We start from the raw sequence: 14,135 nt of genomic DNA on the forward strand, positions 1-14,135 counted from the left end.
CATGGAATTTCAGCAGCGTGTGTTTTCCGGCGTTCAGCCGACCGGAAATCTGCATCTCGGCAACTATCTCGGTGCCATCCAGCGCTTCGTGGCGCTGCAGGACAGCTATGACTGCATCTATTGCGTCGTCGACCTGCACGCCATCACCGTCTGGCAGGACCCGGTCGAGCTGAAGAAGCAGATCCGCGAGGTCACGGCCGCCTTCATCGCCGCCGGCATCGATCCCGCCAAGCACATCGTGTTCAACCAGAGTCAGGTCTCCGGCCATGCCGAGCTCGCCTGGGTGTTCAACTGCGTTGCGCGGCTGGGCTGGCTCAACCGCATGACCCAGTTCAAGGAAAAGGCCGGCAAGGACCGCGAGAACGCCTCGGTCGGCCTCTATGCCTATCCCAGCCTGATGGCGGCCGACATCCTGCTCTACCGCGCCACCCATGTGCCGGTCGGCGAGGACCAGAAGCAGCATCTCGAACTCACCCGCGACATCGCGCAGAAGTTCAACAACGACTTCGGCCCCTCCATCGCCAGCCTCGGCCTCGGGGAAAACTTCTTCCCGCTCACCGAGCCGCTGATCGGCGGGCCGGCGGCGCGGGTGATGAGCCTGCGCGACGGCTCGAAGAAGATGTCGAAGTCGGACCCGTCCGATCTCTCGCGCATCAACCTCACCGACGATGCCGACGCGGTCGCCTCGAAGATCCGCAAGGCCAAGACCGATCCCGAGCCGCTGCCCTCGGAGCTTGACGGACTGAAGGGCCGGCCGGAGGCGGACAACCTCGTCGGCATCTATGCCGCGCTCGCCGTGACGCCGAAGGAACAGGTGCTGGCCGATTTCGGCGGCGGCCAGTTCTCCACCTTCAAGGCGGCGCTGGTCGACCTCGCGGTTGCCAAGCTCGGCCCGATCGGCGGCGAGATGAAGCGCCTTGTGGCCGAGCCCGAGCATATCGACACGATCCTGCGCGACGGCGCCGACCGCGCCCGCGTGCTGGCGGAGGAGACCCTGCGCCAGGTCAAGGATATTGTAGGCTTCGTGCGCTGACCGGTGCCGGCATGCCCGGCATCGGCAGGCGCGCGAGAAGGTCGTCGAGCGGCAAAGGTCGGTCGAGGAAATAGCCTTGCGCCATGTCGACGCCGAGCGCGCCGAGCATCCCCAGTTCGCCGTCGGTCTCCACGCCCTCGGCGGAGATGAAGCAGCCGATCTCGTGCGCGAAGGCGATCAGCCCCTTGGCCAGGGCGCGGCGGCGGTCATCCGTGTCGATGTCGCGCGTCAGGCTCATGTCCAGCTTGATCATGCTCGGCTCGATATCGAGAATGTGGCGCATGCTGGCAAACCCCGCGCCGGCATCGTCCACCGCCACCCGCAGGCCGCGCTCGCGCAACGGCTTCAGCGCGGCGCAAAGCTCCGTGTAATCCGTCACGGTGACGTGCTCGGTGATCTCGACGACAAGGCGTGACACGTCGCGATGGTCCAGCACCGCGTGGAACTCGCCGGCATAGACCAGAGAGGGCGAGGCATTGACGCACAGGAACATCGGCGGCGGCAGCAGGTCGAGCGCCGGGAGCGCCCGGGCGATCGCCTTCAGCTCCAGTTCCGCGCCCAGCCCCACACGCTCGGCCATGTCGAACCACCGGTCGGGGCCGCGCGCGGGCGGAAGATCGAAACGGGCCAGCGATTCCACGCCCCTCATGCGCTGGCGCGAGAGATCATAGATCGGCTGGTACACCATGCGCGGCGCGCCGGACGCCATGGCGTGGCGGATTTCATGCACATCATGACGGTGCACCGCATCAGCCGCTACCGCCTCGTCGACGCGCGCGCCGATCACGTCCGCAAAGGCGTGCATCAGCGCCATGTCGCGCTCGCCGATAGTCGGGTCGCTCGCGCGGCTGAAGCAGCACAGCGTGCCGTAGACCGTCCCGCTCTCGAGCTGGATGGGAACGCTCAGATGCGCGCCGATGGGAATGTCGCGGGTAGCGGGAATGAGCATGGCCGCCGGCAGGCGGCTCGTGTCGGGAATGCAGCCCGGCAGTTCGCCGCGTATCACCTTGAGGCAATAGCCCTCCTCCAGGGAGAGCACGTCACCCCGCTGGATGGGAGCGAACCCGTCGGCGTCGACATGCTCGAACACCCGATCCACCTCGCGGAACCGCGAGATGAACGCAACGTCCATGCCGAGATGGCGTCGAACCGTGCACAGGACCCGGTCGAGCCCGGCATGCAGGACATTCTGTTCGATCAGGTCCGTCAGCGGGCCCGACCGAAACGGCGACGAATGGTCAAGACGGGCCATGGATCCTCCCTATGAGGCCCTACCTTATGCTCCCATCGGTTGTAGCGCCGCTACCAACGCCGCTCGACAACCGCAAGGCTAACACAATTCAATAGAATTCACACACGCATCCGGCTGAAACGTTCGGGCCGCGCGATCGTTCCCTCCGCCGTCCCCCATTCGCGGCGGCGCGCGCGACGCACAGCCTGCGGGATGCTCCCTCCCGCTCCGCCATGTCTGTGATATGAAGCAGGCATGGGCTCGGCCCACCCCGATGCCGACCGTTCCGGAAAAACGTCCATGCCGCGCAGGCGCCAGAGTCACGAGCCCGGACATCAGCGCAAGTTCCTCGTCGTCGTCGACGACACCGCGGAATGTGACCGCGCGCTCTACTACGCCGCGCGGCGTGCCGCCCGCACGCGGGGCAGCGTGGTGCTGCTGAGCGTTCTGGATCTCGCCGACGTGCAGAGCCAGTGGCTCGGCGTCGCCGGGCTAATGCGCGCCGAGGCCACCGACAAGGCGGAGGCCCGGCTCGGCCACTTCGCCGCCCGCGCCCGCTCCATCGCCGCCGTCGACGCCGAGACCGTGGTGCGCGAGGGCAAGATCGCCGACGAGATCCTCAAGCTGGTGGAAGCGGACGAGGACATCGCCATTCTCGTTCTGGCTGCCGGCACCGGCCCGCAGGGGCCCGGTCCGCTGGTCGCCTCGCTCGCCACCGGCATATGGGCGGGCCTCGGCATCCCCGTCACCATCGTGCCGGCCTCGCTTTCGGACACCGAGATCGACGCTCTCGCCTGAGGAACTCGCATGCTCGTCGACGGCAAATGGGTGGAGAACTGGCAGCCGGTGCAGGCCACCGACACCAAGGGTGGTTTCGTGCGGCAGGTCTCCAGCTTCCGCAGCTGGGTGACGCCGGACGGCGCGCCGGGGCCGAGCGGCGAGGGCGGCTTCAAGGCGGAAAGCGGACGCTACCACCTCTACGTCGCGCTGATTTGCCCCTGGGCGTCGCGCACCCTCATCGCCCGCAAGCTGAAGGGTCTGGAGGCGGCGGTGTCGATCTCCATCGTCGAGCCGGCGCTGACCGACCAGGGCTGGCGCTTCGGCCACTATCCCGGCGCCAATGAGGACACGCTCAACGGCGCCACCTACATGCACGAGATCTATACAAGTGCCGACCCGCATTTCACCGGCCGCGCCACCGTGCCGGTGCTGTGGGACAAGGAGCGCGGCACCATCGTCAACAACGAGTCCGCCGACATCGTGCGCATGTTCAATTCCGGCTTCGGTCGGCTGGCGCACCACGCCATCGACCTCTATCCGGAAGCGCTGCGGGGCGAGATCGACGCGCTGAACGCGTTCATCTATCCGCGCCTCAACAACGGGGTGTACCGCGCCGGCTTCGCCACCACGCAGCTCGCCTATGAGGAGGCCTTCGCCGAGGTCTTCGGCATGCTGGACGAGCTGGAGGCGCGGCTCGCGGCCGGCGGGCCGTTCCTCACCGGCGACGCCGTCACCGAGGCGGATATCCGTCTCTTCGTCACGCTGGTGCGCTTCGACGCCGCCTATAACGGCCTCTTCAAGTGCAATCTGCGCCGCCTCGTCGACTACCGCGCCCTGTCGGCCTATCTCGAACACATGCTGGCCCTGCCCGGCGTGCGCGAGACGGTAAGCCTCGACCACATCAAGCGCGGCTACTACTCGATCCGGGCGCTGAACCCGACCGGCATCGTGCCGGCGGGGCCGGAGCTGGGGTGGGCGTGATGCCTTTCGGGGGCTTCCCCTGCGCCCCGCGAGAGCTTATCTAAATTCCAAATTCCCCCGTCGCCGCGGCCTTGAACCCCGGTTGGCAAGGAGCACCCCATGTTCATCCAGACCGAAGCCACCCCGAATCCCGCCACGCTGAAGTTCCTGCCTGGCCGCACCGTGCTCGGCCACGGCACCTTCGAGGCCCGCGACTCGGACGAGGCCGCGCGCTCGCCGCTGGCCGCCCGCCTGTTCGAGATCCCCGGCGTCACCGGCGTATTCTTCGGCTCGGACTTCGTCACCGTGACCAAGGACCGGGCCGAGTGGGCGCATCTCAAGCCCGCCATTCTCGGCGCGATCATGGAGCACTTCGTCTCCGGCCAGAAGCTGCTGCCGGAAGACCATGAGCACGCCGATGACGACGCGTTCTTCGAGGCGAAGGACGCCGGTCTGGTCGACACCATCCGCGAACTGATCGACACCCGCGTGCGCCCGGCCGTGGCCAATGACGGCGGCGACATCACCTTCCGCGGCTACAAGGACGGCGTCGTCTTCCTCGCCATGAAGGGTTCCTGCTCGGGCTGCCCGTCCTCCACGGCGACGCTGAAGAACGGCATCGAGAACCTCTTGCGCCATTTCGTGCCCGACGTGGTCGAGGTGCGGCCGGTCTAATGCGGCGGGCCTGAAAACACCCGCCGCGACGCCAAACGGGCCCGCCGGTCCCTTTTCTTCTGCCGCCGACCATGCGCATCGTGGGCGGCGACAGGTTGTACATATGCTGATTCTTGCCATCGACACCGCGCTGGAAGCCAGCGCCGTCGCGCTCCACGATACCGCGTCCGACCGGACGCTGGCGGTGGCGCGCGTGGCGATGGCGCGCGGCCATGCGGAAGCGATCATCCCCATGGTCGAGCAGGTGATGAGCGCGGCGGGGCTCGGCTTCAACGAGATCGACGCTTTCGCCGTCACCGTTGGACCCGGCAGCTTCACCGGCCTTCGCGTCGGGCTTTCCGCCGCGCGCGGCTTCGGCGTCGCCACCGGACGCCCGGTGATCGGCCTGTCCACCCTCGCCGTGCTCGCCGCCCCGCTGCTGGCCGAGAATGACAGCGTACCGGTGGCGGCGGCGATCGATGCGCGCCACGGCAATGTGTATCTTCAGATGATCGGCGCCGCCGGCCGGGTGCTGGTGGGCCCGCGCGCCATGGCCTTGAAGGATGCCGCGCGCTCGGTCGCCATCGGCCCGGTGCGTCTGGTCGGTTCCGGCGCGGCCCTGCTGATGCAGGCCTGGCCTTCGGGCGAGCGCCCGCCGATCGAGGTCCATGCCGACGCCACCCCCGATCCGGTATGGCTCGCCCGCCTCGCCAGTGTCGCCGATCCCGCCCGCTCGGAACCGCGCCCGCTCTATCTGCGCGACGCCGACGCCAAGCCGCAGACGGCGGCGCGGATCGCGCGGCGGTGAGCGCGGGCTTTCTCGACCGGCTGATTTCGCGCAAGCGCGAGGCGGTGCTGCGTCCGGCGCTGCCCGAGGATGCCGAGGCGCTGGCCGCGCTGCACGCCGCCGCTTTCCGCATCGGCTGGGACATGGCGGAGTTCGAGCGGCTGCTCGCCAACCGCCTCACCCATGCGCTCATCGCCACCAATGGCGTGGGCGGCGCGCCGGTCGGGTTCATCCTGCTCAGCGGCGTCGCGCCGGAGATCGAGATCCTCTCCGTGGCGGTCGTCGGCGCGCGGCGCGGCGAGGGCATCGCCCGACGCCTCGTCGAGACCGCGTTCGGCCGGCTGGCCGCGGAAGGCTTCACCTGCGTCTTCCTGGAGGTGGAGGAAGGCAACGCCGCGGCCTTGCGGCTTTACGAGCATACCGGCTTTCGTGAAATCGGCCGCCGGGCGGGCTATTATCGCAGTGCGTCCGGCGCGCCGCTCGCCGCCAAGGTCATGCGGCGGGATATCGCCTGACGAGATGATTGCCCTTTCCGTGCCGCTTGCGCCATAACGCGCCGAGGGGATGGGTGACCGCGACGGGAGACCGGGCCTAGATGAACGACAAGCCGACCGCCATCGAGGACGCCTGCGTCACGCTGGGCCTACGCATGACCGACCAGCGTCGCGTCATCGCGCGGATCATCGCCGATGCGCAGGACCATCCGGACGTGGAGGAACTGCACCGGCGCGCCGTCGCCATCGACGACCGCATCTCCATCTCGACCGTATACCGCACGGTGAAGCTGTTCGAGGATGCCGGTATCATCGAGCGGCACGATTTCCGCGACGGCCGCTCGCGCTACGAGCCGGTGCCCGACGAGCACCACGACCATCTGATCGACCTGCGCTCGGGCACGGTGGTCGAGTTCCGCTCCGAGGAGATCGAACTCCTGCAGGAGGAGATCGCCCGCAAGCTCGGCTATCGGCTCGTCGGCCACCGGCTGGAGCTCTACGGCGTGCCGCTCGACAAGAAGAAAGGCTGAGCCTTTCCCATGCGCGCCGGCTCGCTGCGTGTCTGGCTGGTGCTGCTGCCGGTCATCGCCATCACGCTGGTCGGCATCCCCCTGCAATGGGCCTCGGTGGCCCTCGGTCTGCCGACCCGGCGGACCATTCCCCTGCTGTACCACCGCATCGTGCTCGCCCTCGTCGGCGTCCGGGTGCGGGTGGTCGGCGCGCCGTCCCCGGCGCGTCCGCTGCTCATCGTCGCCAACCACGTCTCCTGGCTCGACATCGCGGTGCTCGGCGCGCGCCTGCCGCTGTGCTTCGTCGCCAAGGCCGAGGTGGCGCGCTGGCCCGGCGTCGGGCTGCTCGCCAAGCTCCAGCGCACCATCTTCGTCGACCGCACCTCGCGCAGCGCCACCGGCAAGGTGGCCCGCGAAATGGCGGCGCGGATGAATGACGGCGACCCGGTGGTGCTGTTCGCGGAGGGCACGTCGAGCGACGGCAACCGCGTGCTCGCCTTCCGCTCGGCGCTGATCGGCGCCGCCCGGCAGGCCATGGGAGAGGACGGCGCAGGCGCCGCCATCCAGCCGCTCGCCATCGCCTATGTCGGGCAGAACGGCCTGCCGCTCGGGCGCGTCGGGCGCCCCCGGGTGGCCTGGTATGGCGACATGGACCTCGCCCCGCATCTCCTGGAGGTGCTGCGGCGCGGCGCCGTCGATGTCGAGCTGCATTTCGGCACGCCGCTGGACGGCGCGAATCGCAAGGCGGCGACGCAACGTGCCGAACAGGCCGCCCGCACCATGCTGGCCGGCGCGCTGACGGGCAGGGCGCGCGACTGACGTTTTCCGCGCCAGGCGGCACAGGGAAACGGCTGGCTCCCGCCTCACCCGCGCATTCCCTTTTTGAGGGAATCCCGCTACACAGGTCACAAGGTGGCATTTGTGGAGACGTAGACGATCTCGACCCGCGAGCGAGCAGCGAATTGCAGATGCGCCTTGGGAAGGGCGCGTCCGCCGCGTGCCCGCAGTTTCAACGCAATTGGCCGTGCCGCGTCCGCTGGCGTCGCAGGGTCCGGGTCGATCGACACGCAATGAGTGAGCCGCGCAAACTTTACGTCCGCTCCTTCGGCTGCCAGATGAACGTCTATGACGCCCAGCGCATGACGGACACGCTGGCCAAGGAAGGCTATGTCGAGACCGACACCGCCGAGGACGCCGACCTCGTCATCCTCAACACCTGCCATATCCGCGAGAAGGCGGCCGAGAAGGTCTATTCCGAGCTTGGACGCCTGCGCAAAAGCCAGGAAGAGGCCGGCCGCCGGCAGATGGTGGCGGTCGCCGGCTGCGTCGCGCAGGCCGAGGGCGCCGAAATCATCAAGCGCGCCCGCACGGTCGATCTCGTGGTCGGCCCGCAGAGCTATCACAAGCTCCCCGAACTGATCGCGCAGGCCGAGCAGCGCGGCCATAACCGCCGCGCCGGCATCGTCGAGACCGAGTTCCCGGTCGAGGACAAGTTCGACTTCCTTGCCCACCCGACCCGCGCCGCCATCGCCAAGCGCGGCCCCACCGCTTTCGTCACCGTGCAGGAAGGCTGCGACAAGTTCTGCACCTTCTGTGTCGTGCCCTATACGCGCGGCGCCGAGGTCTCGCGCCCGCTCGACAAGATCCTCGACGAGGTGATCCGCCTCGCCGATGGCGGGGTGCGCGAGGTCACGCTGATCGGCCAGAACGTCAACGCCTATCATGGCCTCGATGTCGCCGGCCGCACGGTCGGCCTGCCCGAGCTGGTGCGCCGCATCGCGGAGGTGCCCGGCATTGCCCGCGTGCGCTACACCACCAGCCATCCGCGCGACATGGATGACGAGCTGATCGCCGCCCATCGCGACATGCCCGCGCTCATGCCCTATCTGCACCTGCCGGTGCAGTCCGGCTCCAATCGCATCCTCGCGGCGATGAACCGCAAGCACGACCGTGAGCTGTTCTTCGAGATCGTCGACAAGGTCCGCGCGGCTCGGCCGGACATCGCCTTCTCCTCGGACTTCATCGTCGGCTTCCCCGGCGAGACCGACGAGGACTTCGCCGACACGATGGACCTCGTCGAGCGCGTCGGCTTCGCCAGCGCCTTCTCGTTCAAATATTCCTCACGCCCCGGCACGCCGGCGGCGGGGATGGACGGGCAGCTTCCCGAAGATGTGAAGTCAGCCCGCATCTATGCGCTGCAAGCCTTGCTGGACAAGCAGAAGGCAGCCTTCGACGCGGCCTGCCGCGGGCGGCGCTTCGACATTCTGCTGGAGAAGCCCGGCCGCTTCCCCGGTCAACTCATCGGCCGGTCGCCCTATCTGCAGTCGGTGGTGGTCGAGGCGCCCAGGGAGGCGATCGGCAGGCTGGCCAGCGTGGTGGTGCGCGAGGTCAGCACCAAGAGTCTTTCCGGCGACATCATCGGTGGCGAATTCTTCGCCGGTGACGCTGGGGTGGGCGTGCATTCGGTGAGGCAAAGCGAGAAGGTGGAGGCGTGAACGTGCGTCGACCTGGTTCCGATTCCGACCGTGCCTTGGTTACGGCCCGCGCGAGCGCGACGGGTGCCACATCCAGTGGTTCCACGCGGAACCAGAGCCGCCCGGAGGCGCGCTGGCTGGAGACGCCGGACGACGCACCGAGCCAGGTGGTGCTGGCCTTCGACGACAACCGCCTCGCCAGCCTGCTGTTCGGCCATTACGGGCAGAACCTCGCCTTGATCGAGCGGCGGCTGGAGATCGTCGCCGAGCAGCGCGGCAACCATGTCACGCTGGAAGGTCCGCGCGACGCCTGCGAGCAGGCCCGCCATGTGCTGGAAACGCTTTATGCCCGCCTGAAGAAGGGCAGCGAGATCGCCCCTGGCGACGTCGAGGGCGTGCTGCGCGAGGCCGCTTCGCAGGGTTTCCTGTTCGACTTCGATCCGGCGACGAAGAAGCAGAGCTTCGACGAGATTCAGCTGCGCCGCCGCCCGGTGCGCGCCCGCACCGCCGCACAGGACGCCTATATCCGCGCGCTCAAGCGCCACACGCTGGTGTTCGGCGTCGGCCCGGCCGGCACCGGCAAGACCTGGCTGGCGGTGGCCTATGCCGTGCACCTGCTGGAACGGCGCGTGGTCGACAAGCTCATCCTCTCCCGCCCGGCGGTGGAGGCGGGCGAGCGGCTCGGCTTCCTGCCCGGCGACATGAAGGAAAAGGTCGATCCCTATCTGCGGCCGATCTACGACGCGCTGCACGACCTGATGGACCGCAATTTCGTCGAGCGCGCGCTGACCTCCGGCGAGATCGAGATCGCCCCGCTGGCTTTCATGCGCGGGCGCACGCTGGCCAATGCCTGCGTCATCCTCGACGAGGCGCAGAACACCACCTCGATGCAGATGAAGATGTTCCTCACCCGTCTGGGCGAGAACTCGCACATGATCGTCACCGGCGATCCGAGCCAGATTGACCTGCCGCCAGGCCAGACCTCCGGCCTTGCCGAGGCGGTGGCGCTGCTCGGCAATGTCGAGGGCGTCGAGGTCTGCCACTTCAACGCCGCCGACGTGGTGCGTCACGAACTGGTCGGGCGCATCGTCGCCGCCTATGAGGGCAAGGCCGCCCCGGCGCGGGCGCGGGCCGAGATACGCGCCAACGAGGCCGCGAGCCAGTCGGTCGCCGCTGCCGCCTCGGCCGAGGCGAAGGTCGCCGCCGAACTCGAGGCCCCGCCGCGATGAGCGACGACAGTACCATCGAGGTCGACGTCCTGGTGGAAGCCGATCTGTGGTCGGCCATCCCCGAGGCGGGCGAACTGGTGACGCGGGCGGTGCTTGCCGCCTGCGCGGGGGCGCTGAGCGAATACGAGATAGACATCGACGGCGCCGAAATCGCGGTGAAGCTCACCGATGACGGCGCCATCCGCACGCTGAACCGCGACTGGCGTGGCAAGGATTACGCGACCAACGTGCTGTCCTTTCCGACGCCGGAGATGGCGCGCGCGGGAGGCGATCCCCATCTGGGCGACATCGCCATCGCCTTCGAGACGCTGGAGCGCGAGGCGCTGGCCGAGGGCAAGCCCCTCGCCGACCATCTCGCGCATCTCGCGGTCCATGGTACGCTGCATCTGCTCGGCTACGACCATGAGGTCACTGAGGAGGCCGAGGAGATGGAGGCGATGGAACGCCTCGTCCTCGCGGGGCTGGGCGTTCCCGATCCCTACGCCGAAACCGAACCCGTTCAACAAACGCACTAGAGGCCAATGTCCGCCCCCGCCCCGCATACCTCGTCGCCGAGTTCCGCCGAAGGCCCCTCCGCCGGCCAAGGCAACGCTTCGAGCAGCAGCTCCACCAGCTCGCCGAGCCAGAGTAGGAGCGCCGCCTCCGCGGATGCGCGAGGCGGCCTGTTCGACCGGCTCCGCCATCTCATCGGCGGCTGGCGCTCCTCCGGATCACTGCGCACGGACCTCGCCGAGGCGCTGGCCGGCAATGTCGAGACCGGCACCGACCTGACCGCCACCGAGCGGTCCATGCTCAAGAGCATTCTCGACCTGCGCGAGCTGCGCATCGGCGACCTCATGGTCCCCCGCGCCGACATCGTCGCGGTGCAGAAGGACATCACGCTGGGCGAATTGCTCGCCGTCTTCGCCGAAGCCGGCCATTCGCGCCTGGTCGTCTATGACGACACACTCGACGATCCCGTCGGCATGGTGCACATCCGCGACCTCGTCACCTATCTCACCCAGCGCGCCATGACGCCGCGCCGCGCCGCCGGGCCGCGCAAGCCCTCGGGCGACGAGGGCGAGCACGCGCATGAGCATGTTCGCGAAGGCGCCAAGCCGGTGCCGGCCTTCAACATGAAGGCGATCGACCTCGGCAACTCGCTGAGCGCCGCCAAGCTGATCCGCCGGCTGCTGTTCGTGCCGCCCTCCATGCCGTCCATCGAGCTGCTCGCCAGCATGCAGGCCAGCCGCATCCATCTCGCGCTGGTCATCGACGAATATGGCGGCACCGACGGCATCGTCTCGATGGAAGACCTCGTCGAGGAGATTGTCGGCGACATCGAGGACGAGCACGACGACGATGACGGGCCGCTCATCGCCCGCCAACCGGACGGCACCTTCATCGCCGATGCCCGCGCCAGCCTGGAGGAGGTCGCCGACCTCGTCGATCCCGCCTTCGCCGCCGGCGAGGAAGCGGAGGAAGTCGACACGCTCGGCGGACTGCTGGTCACCATTGCCGGGCGCGTGCCGGTCCGCGGCGAGGTCGTCGCCGGCCCCGGCCCGTTCGAGATCGAGGTGCTCGATGCCGATCCGCGCCGGGTCAAGCGGCTGCGCATCTCGCGCGCGGGCGACGGCACGGCGGCGGCACGGCAGCTGGCGCACAATGCCGAGGCGGCAGCACGCGAGGCTCGCGCCGCCCCCGGCAGTCTGCCCCCGCCCGCCGAGCAGAATGGCGGCCATCGGCCCGACGCCGCACGCAATCCCGATGCCGCAGCCTGAGCAGCCCGCCGCATGATGACGCCGGCACAGTTGCGCGGCGCGCCGGCGCGCTGGCGTGCTCTCGCGGCGCTGGTCGCGGGCGGCGCCTCGGCGCTTGCCATGCCGCCTTTCGGCCTGTGGCCGGTGCTGGCGGCGACGCTGCCGGTGCTGGTGTGGCTCATCGACGGCACGGGCGAGCACCGACGCCTGCGCCCCCGGCTCTCGGCGGCGTTCGGTTATGGCTGGCTGTTCGGCATGGGTTATTTCCTCGCCGGCCTGTGGTGGATCGGCGAGGCTTTCCTCGTGCAGGCGGACGATTTCGCCTGGCTGATGCCCATCGCCGTGCTGCTGCTGCCGGCGGGCATGGCGCTCTATACCGGCCTTGCCTGCGTGCTGGCCCGCCTTCTCTGGCCGCGCGGCCCGGCCCGCCTCCTGGTCTTCGCCGCCGCGCTCACCATCACCGAGTGGCTGCGCGGCACGCTGCTGACCGGCCTGCCGTGGAACAATTTCGGCTATGCGCTGGCCAACGACCTGCGCTTCGCGCAAGGCGCCTCGATCGTCGGGCTCATGGGGTTGTGCTGGCTGACGCTGCTGGCGCTCTCCACCCCCGCCGCCTTGTTCGACGAGGACGAGACGCCGGGCCGGCGGTACGTTCCGCTTGCTCTCGCCGTCGGCGTCCTCGCCCTTGCATGGGGCTTCGGGGAGTGGCGGCTCGCGCACACCGAGGTCGGCACTGTACCTGGCGCGCGGCTGCGGATCATGCAGCCCGACCTGCCGCAGGACCAGAAGTTCCGCTACGACGCGCGCCGCTCGGTTCTGGACCTCTATATCGCCACCAGCGAGAGCGAGGGCGGGCTCGCCGGCGTCACCCATCTGTTCTGGCCGGAATCGGCTTTCCCGTTCTTCTATGAACGCGAGCCCGAGGCCGCCACTCGGATCGCCGCCATGCTGCCGCCGGGGGCGCTGCTGATCACGGGCGCCGCTCGGCTGGAGCCGACACCGGACCAGTTGCGGCCGAAGGCCTATAACAGCCTGCGGGTGATCGATTCCAACGGGCGGGTCATCCTCGACGCCGACAAGGTGCACCTCGTTCCTTTCGGCGAATATCTGCCGTTCCAGGAAACGATGGAGCGCCTCGGCTTCGAGCAGCTCACGCGCCAGCGCGGCGGCTTCGCCGCGGCCACGCAGCGCGGGCTGATGAACATTCCGGGCCTGCCCAGCGCCGTTCCGCTGATCTGCTACGAGGCGATTTTCCCTGACGAGCTGATGCCAGCCGGGCTTGGCGAGGGCACCCGGCCTGGTTTCCTGCTGAACGTCTCCAACGATGCCTGGTTCGGAATCACCCCCGGCCCCTACCAGCATTTCGAGCAGGCCCGGCTGCGCGCCGTGGAGCAGGGCCTGCCGATGATTCGTGCCACCAACAATGGCATCTCGGCCATCGTGGATCCGCTTGGCCGAATTATAGGCACACTACCCCTGGGTGTGCGCGGCATCCTCGACGGCGGGTTGCCAACAGCCCTTCCACCGACAATTTATGCCAATTTTGGCAACCTGATACCATGTTTCCTGCTGGCACTGAGCTTATTGCTGGCACATGTGGTCCAGAGGCGCCAGATGCACGTATAGATTGATCGACGGTGCCTCGTGCTTTGCCTAGACTGATGCTTGTTCGGGCACTGCTTCTCTTCGCCACCTCGGCGGGGGGAGGTATTTTTTTGCTTGTGGTCGGGGAAGCCGATGACGAAAAAGTCTCCCAATCCGGTCGATAAGCATGTCGGCAGTCGCGTGCGAATGCGCCGCATGATGGTCGGCATGAGCCAGGAAAAGCTGGGGGAGAACCTGGGAATCACCTTCCAGCAGATCCAGAAATACGAGAAGGGCACCAACCGCATCGGTGCCAGCCGGCTGCAGCACATCTCGACGGTGCTCGGCGTGTCGGTCGCCTTCTTCTTCGAGGGAATCCCGAGCATCGCGCCCGGCGCGGCGGGCTTCGCCGAGGAAGCGTCTCCGGCCTATGTCTCCGATTTTCTCGCGACGTCGGAGGGCATCGCCCTCACCCGCGCCTTCCTCAAGATACCGGACAGCAAGGTGCGGCGGCGGATCGTCGATCTCGTGGAAGCGCTGGCGGGCAACGACACCCAGGCGTGAGGCCGAACGGCCATAGCGTTCTTTTTTCCGAACGAGTTCGCCCCAAAGACTTGACCCTGCGGCCGGCCCTTGCGAAACAGGCAGGGCCGGATGCTCG

Annotated in this window: 15 protein-coding genes; 14 read left to right on the forward strand and 1 reads right to left on the reverse strand. The window is 68.3% G+C overall.

What is annotated here, in order from left to right:
• Position 1 precedes the first annotated feature (1 nt).
• Positions 2–1,033, forward strand: coding sequence for a tryptophan--tRNA ligase (gene trpS / locus ACO2RV_RS05270; RefSeq protein ID WP_423290548.1), 1,032 nt, complete (start codon positions 2–4; stop codon positions 1,031–1,033).
• On the opposite strand, the gene ACO2RV_RS05275 is transcribed toward trpS, so the two are convergent.
• A complete protein-coding gene (locus ACO2RV_RS05275) occupies positions 1,005–2,285 on the reverse strand; it encodes a sensor domain-containing phosphodiesterase (protein WP_423290550.1) in 1,281 nt (426 codons plus the stop codon). The two genes, trpS and ACO2RV_RS05275, sit on opposite strands and share 29 nt — an antisense overlap.
• Before the next feature lie 279 nt (positions 2,286–2,564).
• On the opposite strand from ACO2RV_RS05275, the gene ACO2RV_RS05280 reads away from it, so the two are divergent.
• From ACO2RV_RS05280 to ACO2RV_RS05340, 13 genes are all read left to right on the forward strand, one after another.
• Positions 2,565–3,062 carry a universal stress protein gene (locus ACO2RV_RS05280; RefSeq protein ID WP_423290552.1) on the forward strand — a complete coding sequence of 166 codons (498 nt, stop codon included), beginning with the start codon at positions 2,565–2,567 and terminating at the stop codon, positions 3,060–3,062.
• A gap of 9 nt (positions 3,063–3,071) precedes the next feature.
• Entirely contained in the window at positions 3,072–4,025 is a 954-nt protein-coding gene (locus ACO2RV_RS05285) for a glutathione S-transferase family protein (protein WP_423290554.1), read from the forward strand.
• Positions 4,026–4,124: 99 nt separating this feature from the next.
• Complete coding sequence (locus ACO2RV_RS05290; protein WP_423290556.1) at positions 4,125–4,679, forward strand: NifU family protein; 555 nt, start codon at positions 4,125–4,127, stop codon at positions 4,677–4,679.
• A 103-nt stretch (positions 4,680–4,782) separates the two neighbouring features.
• Positions 4,783–5,466: a tRNA (adenosine(37)-N6)-threonylcarbamoyltransferase complex dimerization subunit type 1 TsaB gene (gene tsaB / locus ACO2RV_RS05295; RefSeq protein ID WP_423290558.1), complete on the forward strand. Its 684-nt coding sequence runs from the start codon at positions 4,783–4,785 to the stop codon at positions 5,464–5,466.
• Positions 5,463–5,960, forward strand: coding sequence for a GNAT family N-acetyltransferase (locus tag ACO2RV_RS05300; protein WP_423290560.1), 498 nt, complete (start codon positions 5,463–5,465; stop codon positions 5,958–5,960). The genes tsaB and ACO2RV_RS05300 overlap by 4 nt, the downstream gene beginning before the upstream one ends.
• A gap of 80 nt (positions 5,961–6,040) precedes the next feature.
• Positions 6,041–6,469, forward strand: a complete 429-nt coding sequence (locus ACO2RV_RS05305) for a Fur family transcriptional regulator (protein ID WP_423290562.1) — start codon at positions 6,041–6,043, stop codon at positions 6,467–6,469.
• A gap of 9 nt (positions 6,470–6,478) precedes the next feature.
• Positions 6,479–7,267, forward strand: a complete 789-nt coding sequence (locus tag ACO2RV_RS05310) for a lysophospholipid acyltransferase family protein (protein WP_423290563.1) — start codon at positions 6,479–6,481, stop codon at positions 7,265–7,267.
• 251 nt (positions 7,268–7,518) lie between these two features.
• Positions 7,519–8,943: a tRNA (N6-isopentenyl adenosine(37)-C2)-methylthiotransferase MiaB gene (gene miaB, locus ACO2RV_RS05315; protein ID WP_423290565.1), complete on the forward strand. Its 1,425-nt coding sequence runs from the start codon at positions 7,519–7,521 to the stop codon at positions 8,941–8,943.
• A gap of 116 nt (positions 8,944–9,059) precedes the next feature.
• Positions 9,060–10,151, forward strand: coding sequence for a PhoH family protein (locus ACO2RV_RS05320; protein ID WP_423291046.1), 1,092 nt, complete (start codon positions 9,060–9,062; stop codon positions 10,149–10,151).
• The gene (ybeY, locus tag ACO2RV_RS05325) at positions 10,148–10,666 is read left to right on the forward strand and encodes an rRNA maturation RNase YbeY (RefSeq protein ID WP_423290567.1); all 519 of its coding nucleotides are present in this window, start codon (positions 10,148–10,150) and stop codon (positions 10,664–10,666) included. Before ACO2RV_RS05320 ends, ybeY begins: the two co-directional genes overlap by 4 nt.
• Positions 10,667–10,672: 6 nt before the next feature.
• Positions 10,673–11,911 carry a hemolysin family protein gene (locus ACO2RV_RS05330; protein WP_423290569.1) on the forward strand — a complete coding sequence of 413 codons (1,239 nt, stop codon included), beginning with the start codon at positions 10,673–10,675 and terminating at the stop codon, positions 11,909–11,911.
• Between the two features lie 12 nt (positions 11,912–11,923).
• Complete coding sequence (gene lnt / locus ACO2RV_RS05335; protein WP_423290571.1) at positions 11,924–13,516, forward strand: apolipoprotein N-acyltransferase; 1,593 nt, start codon at positions 11,924–11,926, stop codon at positions 13,514–13,516.
• Between the two features lie 111 nt (positions 13,517–13,627).
• Positions 13,628–14,038 (forward strand): helix-turn-helix domain-containing protein, encoded by a 411-nt coding sequence (locus ACO2RV_RS05340; protein ID WP_423290573.1) that lies wholly within the window; start codon positions 13,628–13,630, stop codon positions 14,036–14,038.
• The last annotated feature ends 97 nt before the right edge of the window (positions 14,039–14,135 follow it).

The organism is Ancylobacter sp. VNQ12 (assembly GCF_049445835.1).
Lineage (GTDB): Bacteria > Pseudomonadota > Alphaproteobacteria > Rhizobiales > Xanthobacteraceae > Ancylobacter.

Coding starts and splice junctions, on each gene's coding strand:
- lnt (WP_423290571.1), top strand. CDS start 11,924: ATGATGACGCCGGCACAGTTGCGCGGCGCGCCGGCGCGCTGGCGTGCT.
- miaB (WP_423290565.1), top strand. CDS start 7,519: ATGAGTGAGCCGCGCAAACTTTACGTCCGCTCCTTCGGCTGCCAGATG.
- trpS (WP_423290548.1), top strand. CDS start 2: ATGGAATTTCAGCAGCGTGTGTTTTCCGGCGTTCAGCCGACCGGAAAT.
- ACO2RV_RS05285 (WP_423290554.1), top strand. CDS start 3,072: ATGCTCGTCGACGGCAAATGGGTGGAGAACTGGCAGCCGGTGCAGGCC.
- ACO2RV_RS05290 (WP_423290556.1), top strand. CDS start 4,125: ATGTTCATCCAGACCGAAGCCACCCCGAATCCCGCCACGCTGAAGTTC.
- ACO2RV_RS05340 (WP_423290573.1), top strand. CDS start 13,628: ATGACGAAAAAGTCTCCCAATCCGGTCGATAAGCATGTCGGCAGTCGC.
- ACO2RV_RS05305 (WP_423290562.1), top strand. CDS start 6,041: ATGAACGACAAGCCGACCGCCATCGAGGACGCCTGCGTCACGCTGGGC.
- ybeY (WP_423290567.1), top strand. CDS start 10,148: ATGAGCGACGACAGTACCATCGAGGTCGACGTCCTGGTGGAAGCCGAT.
- ACO2RV_RS05280 (WP_423290552.1), top strand. CDS start 2,565: ATGCCGCGCAGGCGCCAGAGTCACGAGCCCGGACATCAGCGCAAGTTC.
- tsaB (WP_423290558.1), top strand. CDS start 4,783: ATGCTGATTCTTGCCATCGACACCGCGCTGGAAGCCAGCGCCGTCGCG.
- ACO2RV_RS05310 (WP_423290563.1), top strand. CDS start 6,479: ATGCGCGCCGGCTCGCTGCGTGTCTGGCTGGTGCTGCTGCCGGTCATC.
- ACO2RV_RS05275 (WP_423290550.1), bottom strand. CDS start 2,285: ATGGCCCGTCTTGACCATTCGTCGCCGTTTCGGTCGGGCCCGCTGACG.
- ACO2RV_RS05330 (WP_423290569.1), top strand. CDS start 10,673: ATGTCCGCCCCCGCCCCGCATACCTCGTCGCCGAGTTCCGCCGAAGGC.